We start from the raw sequence: 6,104 nt of genomic DNA, 5'->3' as shown, positions 1-6,104 counted from the left end.
AAATCAACTTTTATTATAACTTTAAACTAACAAACACTCCCTAAGAGAAAGTCCATTTTCTTTTGAAGACATACACAGGAAGTACATAACTGAACTCAAATTCTTATAAATAAATTGTCTAATTAAAAAAGCTCAACAATTATTCCTGCCAAGCTTTTATTTTTTATAGAGGATAGTACAATAGTACTTGTCCTTTTGAGTCATATTTGTAAAAATTCACACCTGTTGATGTATAAGTAGGATTAGTTGTTTCCATGAAAATAGTTTGGGTTGATTCGGATTTTCTGAAATTATTAACTGATAAACTTTTCTCATATAATATATCATTGACCAACCCAAATTTTTTAAATGGATTTTTAGCTTTATCAAAATCTGAATAGATTGTAGTAGTCATAAAGACAGGTTTCCCTTTCCTTTTTTCTAACTTTTCACTTTTAGCCAGGTTTTGATTATTATTAAAAGAATAAGTTACAACAGCTTCCTCTTCTTCCACTACTCCCTTTCTCCAAATAGATACTTTTATTGTATTATTCTCATAGGTAAAAAATTTTCTTTGATATAGAGTATAATAGGGCATATTATTTTCTATTCTACGATATTCCGCCTCTATGGGTCTGCCATCTTTCATTGTATAATTGATATGATCAGTATTCAAACTGGAAGCCCATGAGTATTCAACCGTTACCTGATTCCCTTGGTAGGATAGAGCTGTATAGGTATCAACGAAAGTTCCCGCAACAGTTCCATTCTTTCCGGAAATTCTTGTCAAATTACCATTATTATAAGTAAACTTATAGTAGTTATCAGGACCAATAGGAGTAAAGGGGGAGTCAACATAAAAGGCGTACCCTTTGTCAGGTTGCGAATTGGCTTCTTGAACTTCCTCTGCAGTATTTGTAATGTCATCGTTACTACCACTGCATGAAAGCAAGCTAATTCCTAATAAAATGCAAAATATTTTTTTCATAATCAATTAGTAAGATAATAAAGGATAAATGAAATAGATAAATAACCACCCTAGATTCTATGTGATGGATATTTACAGCTATATCATAAAGTAATAATGATTTTAGAAAACTTTTTTATTAGTCGATATATAGATCTTATAACGGATAATACAATAGAAGTTGACCGTTTGAATCATATTTGTAATTATTATAAGTATAAGACATCGTAAAGTCAGGTTCAAAAACACCGGAATTTATATATCCATACGTATGTTCCATTTTTCTGAAATTATTGGACGATAAACTTTTAATATATGCAACACCACCAAGCAACCATAAGTTTTTATATGGATTTTTGGAATTATCAAAATCTGAATAAACAATGATATTTACAAACTCTCCTGAATATTTAGATTTAGACACCTCCTCACTTTTAATAAGATTATGCTTACTATCAAAGGAATAAGTTGAAACCATTGTGTTATCAGTTGCATTATATTCTCTGTAAATTATTGTCTTATCCTTTTCATAAGTATAATAAGCTGTATTATTAAGATAGTATTGCTGGTTAATGGCCATTGTGTACTGTTCAGATTTCACAGGTTTTTTACCATCCATAGTATAGAGTGTGTATCTGGAATCACCAATCGAAGTCGTTAATACCTTGATTTGATTATTCTCATAAAACAAAGTGGTTGTGGGATAAACTGAATTTGGAAATTCTGGTGAGGGTGGAAATTTATTGGAAACCTCCGTAAGACTTCCGTTTGTATAAGTAAATTGATAATAGCTGGGATCTGTAACAGGATCTGTAACAAATATTCCACTAAGATGGGACCTATAAACCTTATCAGTATACACATCTTGTGTCTCTTCTACAATATCATCATTGCTACTGCTGCAAGAAAGCAAGCATATTCCCAATAGTACGTAAAATATTTTTTTCATGGTTACTTACTTAGTAATGGCGGCAAATATAAGAATTTATAGTCTAATAGAAAACTGATAGACATTTCCCCCCTCATTTTTGCCTTTTTCATCTGCAATCATTAAGGTTTTATCATTTTGAAAAACGATAGCTTCTTTCTGAGAATTATGGTTTAGAGGAATCTTTTGAATCTTAGCAGTATTGAAATCATCAGATGTAAATCCTGTAAGAACATGAACATTTTTATGGGTTAGTAATACAATCTTATCTTTGGTAGTATTAATAGTAGCTGATGTAATAGCTGCATCATTATACCCTCCCTGGAGTTTTAATTTCCCGATCAGTTTAGCTTCAAAATCACCTTCTTTATTTGGGACTTTAAACACAAGGAACGTTCCATCAAAACCTTTACTTCTGTTCTTTGTAAAAAGATAGAAGTTACCATCCATTTCTACAAATGCTTCACAGTCATACAATAGATTTGATTTTTTTGGTGGAAATTCTGTTTGCCCCTCGTAATGAAACTTTGTCGTCTGAACCACCTTTGTTGTTTTTTGAGCAGCGTCTTTCAGATCTGTTTTTAAAATGGCTAGATCACGTCTGTCATTATCATTATTTCCAAAATCTCCGATATAAATATTTCCCTGCGAATCTGATATAATATCTTCCCAATCCGTATTCTCAGCATTTTCTACCGGTACCTTGGCAAGCATTTCTCCTTTATCGCTTAAACCATATACTGCATTTTTATTCCCCCTGTCCTCTATCACCCAAATGGTCTTTTTATCATTCGACAAAGTGATACCAGAAACTTCCTTTAACTTTTTAGGTAAAGAAAATTGAGGATTTAAATCATCACCTTTCACCGGTGGATTCTGAGCCTTAGGATTACAGCTCAATAGAAATAAGGTGGGTAACATAAGAAGTCTTAGCATTGTGTTGTTTTTTTAATTTAACCTGAAAATAAGAAACATTAATTGTTCCAATTGAGATATTATGATAATTGTTTTGCCTTTTCCCAAAGAACATCCATTTCTTCCAGAGACATATCAGCAAGATTTAAATTCTGCTCACCAGCAAGATTTTCCATCTTTTGAAATCTTGAAATAAATTTCAGATTGGTTCTTTCTAAAGCAGAATCCGGATTAATTCCTGAGATTCTTGCATAGTTAATCAATGAGAAAAATACATCTCCCAGCTCTTGCTCTTTTTTATCCAGGTCTGTTTCAGCATGGAATTCCTGAATCTCTTCATCTACTTTTTTCCAGGCATCCTCCGCGTCATGAAATTCAAAACCAATACCTTTTACCTTATCCTGGATTCTATAGGCTTTCACCAAACTTGGCAGGCTTTTCGGAACACCTCCTAAAATAGATTTGTTTCCTTCCTTTAACTTTAATTTTTCCCAGTTCTGCTTTACCTCTTCTTCATCTTTCACTTCAGTATCTCCATAGATATGAGGGTGACGGAAGATAAGCTTTTCATTAAGGGAATTAATCACATCTGCGATATCAAAACTTTCTTTTTCAGAACCTATTTTAGAATAGAAAACCAAGTGAAGCAGAACATCACCCAATTCTTTTTTTATTTCCTGCAAATCATCCTGTAAAATGGCATCAGAAAGTTCATAGGTCTCTTCAAGGGTAAGATGACGAAGGGATTGTAAGGTTTGTTTTTGATCCCATGGACATTTCTCACGAAGATCATCCATAATATCCAATAATCTTCCGAATGCTTCTAGTTTCTCTTGTTTCGTATTCATATGTAGCTGCAAATTCAATCTTATACAAATGTAAGGGTTATTTCCACTCTACTGCAAACCTTGAAGTTGAAAGTTTATAGTAAAGGATCAAGGGGTACATGGCACGAGTTTGAACCTTTATAATAACCTTCAACTATGATTTATCGTCTTGGTATTTAATTTTTTGATTCTCTTATTCAATAAACAAAAAAGCCTTGTCAAGAAAATTCTTAACAAGGCTTGTATCTTTAATTCGAAAATGAATTATCCTTTTTTAGTATGTGTGCTTTTCGGAGCCGCTTTTGCAGCTGAAGTAGCTTTTACTTTTGGTGTAGCTGGCTTTTCTGCCTTTGGAGCAGTTTTTTTAGCTTCTTTCTCAATGCTTACCTCTTCTGCAGGCTCACCGTCTAAGGTTTCTGCTTCTGCTTTTACAAAACTTTCCGGAGTGATATATCCTGCTTTATGAAGAATATTGTACCACTGAGCTAGTTTCTTGATGTCAGATGCATATACTCTTTCCGTATCATAATTAGGAAGAGAAGCCAACATAAAGTCTTTTAATTCTGCATCAGAAGATTTGTGAGAAATAGTCTGCTTATAATCATTGTTTTTAGCAACATTTTCAAAAACTTCAAACAAAGGAACTTCTTTATCAAATGTAAACATTGCGATATTATCCAATAAGCTTACCTGGCTAGAGTTACCGATGCTTACTTTTTTCTTGTTGGTAACATCTTCAATGATAAAACCGTTTCTTAATTGAGAAACTAATTTGTAAAGTCCTGGTTTTCCAGAAATTGAAATTATTTTTTCTAACAGCATAATTTTATTTTTTGTAAATTTTGCAATCAGCCTATAGCCTATTGCTTATTATTATTTCTTTTTAATCCTTGTTTAAGTTATTTTGGAAATCTCATTTTGTAACCAATGCTTACATCACCCTGAGAGATCTTCGTAAGTTTTCCTTTTACCAGTTTCTTCTTTAAAGCACTTAAGTGATCAGTAAACAGAACTCCTTCAATGTGATCGTATTCATGTTGAATTACGCGGGCTCTAATATCGGAAAAAGTTTCTGTATGTTTTACAAAATTTTCGTCATAATATTCAATAACGATTGTTCCTTTTCTTTTCACATCTTCTCTTACATCCGGAATAGACAGACAACCTTCATTAAACTTCCACTCTTCACCAGATTCTTCCAGAATTGTAGCATTAATGAATACTTTTTTGAACTCTGCCAACTCGTCCTTAATATCTTCATAATCCTCATCTTCTGCAAGAGGCGTCACATCTATCACAAACATACGGATATCCAAACCGATTTGAGGCGCTGCAAGACCTATGCCATTGGCACTGTACATCGTTTCAAACATATTTTCTATCAGTTCCTGTAATTCGGGATAGTCTTTATCTATATCTTTTCCCACTTTTCTCAAAACAGGATCCCCAAAAGCTCTTATCGGTAAAATCATCTTAATCTTTGTTCTAAAAAATTCTGCAATATGATGGTTGCACTTACTTTATCTATTAATCCTTTTTCCTGTCTTTTCTTCTTGGTTTTTCCACTTTGGGAAATAAAGAATGAAGCCATCTTTGAAGTAAATCTTTCATCAAAACGGTGAACTGCAATATCCGAAAATTCATTCTTAAATTCTTCAATGAATTTTAAAATATCGGTTTCCACTTCTGAAATATTTCCTCTCAAATCTATGGGAAGCCCAATTACTACTTCATCTACCTTATTTTCATGGAAATATTTTTTCAAAAATTCCATTAAAACACGGTTCTCTACAGTCTCCAGCCCACTGGCTATAATCTGCATATCATCTGTTACAGCGATGCCACAACGAGCCTTTCCGTAGTCTATTGCAAGGATTTGTCCCATAAGTCTGCAAATTTAGTAAAAAATACTGATTTTATTCATAACGCAGTTTTTTTATATAAATCATGTTTTATTCCATTATTTTTTTTATAATTTTAATCTTCCAAAAAAACAAATATATGAAGAGACTCATCCTCGTAAGACATGCAAAAAGCGACTGGCCTGAAGAAACGGAGGACTTTGACAGACCCTTGGCAGACAAAGGTTTGGAGGATGCTATGAACATGTCCAGATTCTTAAAAAACAATAATATTTCTATAGATCATTTTGTATCAAGCCCGGCAGTACGTGCCCTGAATACCTGTAAGATTTTTAATCAGACCTATCAGCTAGATTGTTCTACTGATGAAAAACTATATAATCCCTCGGAAAGAAATTTTGAATCTGTAATCTATGACCTGGATGACACTCTAGGTTCTGTTGCTCTTTTTTCACACAACAATGGAATTTCCAATTTTGCCAATTCTATTTCTGAAGATATTTTTCACTTCCCCACTTGTGGTGTTGCTGGTTTCGAAGTAGACTGTGAATCCTGGTCCGAATTTGATGGAGCTAAAAAGAAACTTTTATTCTTTTATGAGCCCGGGAAAATATAACTTTACCTCA

8 protein-coding genes are annotated in these 6,104 nt (G+C 33.0%); 1 reads left to right on the top strand and 7 read right to left on the bottom strand.

The window, feature by feature from the left end; all coding sequences use genetic code 11:
* Positions 1-163: 163 nt before the first annotated feature.
* The 7 genes from SCA31_RS21515 to ruvX form a co-directional block, all read right to left on the bottom strand.
* Positions 164-967 carry a hypothetical protein gene (locus tag SCA31_RS21515; RefSeq protein ID WP_410699070.1) on the bottom strand — a complete coding sequence of 268 codons (804 nt, stop codon included), beginning with the start codon at positions 965-967 and terminating at the stop codon, positions 164-166.
* A gap of 136 nt (positions 968-1,103) precedes the next feature.
* A complete protein-coding gene (locus SCA31_RS21510; RefSeq protein WP_410699069.1) occupies positions 1,104-1,895 on the bottom strand; it encodes a hypothetical protein in 792 nt (263 codons plus the stop codon).
* A gap of 36 nt (positions 1,896-1,931) precedes the next feature.
* Entirely contained in the window at positions 1,932-2,810 is an 879-nt protein-coding gene (locus tag SCA31_RS21505; RefSeq protein ID WP_410699068.1) for a hypothetical protein, read from the bottom strand.
* Positions 2,811-2,869: 59 nt separating this feature from the next.
* A complete protein-coding gene (gene mazG / locus SCA31_RS21500) occupies positions 2,870-3,637 on the bottom strand; it encodes a nucleoside triphosphate pyrophosphohydrolase (RefSeq protein ID WP_410699066.1) in 768 nt (255 codons plus the stop codon).
* A gap of 243 nt (positions 3,638-3,880) precedes the next feature.
* Complete coding sequence (locus tag SCA31_RS21495; protein ID WP_410699064.1) at positions 3,881-4,438, bottom strand: DUF5606 domain-containing protein; 558 nt, start codon at positions 4,436-4,438, stop codon at positions 3,881-3,883.
* Between the two features lie 77 nt (positions 4,439-4,515).
* Positions 4,516-5,088, bottom strand: coding sequence for a peptide deformylase (gene def, locus SCA31_RS21490; RefSeq protein WP_410699062.1), 573 nt, complete (start codon positions 5,086-5,088; stop codon positions 4,516-4,518).
* Positions 5,085-5,501 carry a Holliday junction resolvase RuvX gene (ruvX, locus tag SCA31_RS21485; protein ID WP_410699061.1) on the bottom strand — a complete coding sequence of 139 codons (417 nt, stop codon included), beginning with the start codon at positions 5,499-5,501 and terminating at the stop codon, positions 5,085-5,087. Before ruvX ends, def begins: the two co-directional genes overlap by 4 nt.
* Before the next feature lie 116 nt (positions 5,502-5,617).
* Here ruvX and SCA31_RS21480 point away from each other — a divergent pair, with 116 nt between their 5' ends.
* Complete coding sequence (locus tag SCA31_RS21480; protein WP_410699059.1) at positions 5,618-6,094, top strand: SixA phosphatase family protein; 477 nt, start codon at positions 5,618-5,620, stop codon at positions 6,092-6,094.
* Positions 6,095-6,104: the final 10 nt, after the last annotated feature.

This window comes from Chryseobacterium sp. SIMBA_028 (assembly GCF_046535285.1).
In the GTDB taxonomy this organism is placed as follows: domain Bacteria; phylum Bacteroidota; class Bacteroidia; order Flavobacteriales; family Weeksellaceae; genus Chryseobacterium.
The sequence above is the reverse complement of the archived record's forward strand: the minus strand, read 5'-3'. Positions and strand labels throughout refer to the sequence as shown.

Bases quoted from the DNA above. Each gene is read 5' to 3' on its own strand.
- SCA31_RS21515 (WP_410699070.1), bottom strand. From the start codon at position 967: ATGAAAAAAATATTTTGCATTTTATTAGGAATTAGCTTGCTTTCATGC.
- SCA31_RS21510 (WP_410699069.1), bottom strand. From the start codon at position 1,895: ATGAAAAAAATATTTTACGTACTATTGGGAATATGCTTGCTTTCTTGC.
- SCA31_RS21505 (WP_410699068.1), bottom strand. From the start codon at position 2,810: ATGCTAAGACTTCTTATGTTACCCACCTTATTTCTATTGAGCTGTAAT.
- mazG (WP_410699066.1), bottom strand. From the start codon at position 3,637: ATGAATACGAAACAAGAGAAACTAGAAGCATTCGGAAGATTATTGGAT.
- SCA31_RS21495 (WP_410699064.1), bottom strand. From the start codon at position 4,438: ATGCTGTTAGAAAAAATAATTTCAATTTCTGGAAAACCAGGACTTTAC.
- def (WP_410699062.1), bottom strand. From the start codon at position 5,088: ATGATTTTACCGATAAGAGCTTTTGGGGATCCTGTTTTGAGAAAAGTG.
- ruvX (WP_410699061.1), bottom strand. From the start codon at position 5,501: ATGGGACAAATCCTTGCAATAGACTACGGAAAGGCTCGTTGTGGCATC.
- SCA31_RS21480 (WP_410699059.1), top strand. From the start codon at position 5,618: ATGAAGAGACTCATCCTCGTAAGACATGCAAAAAGCGACTGGCCTGAA.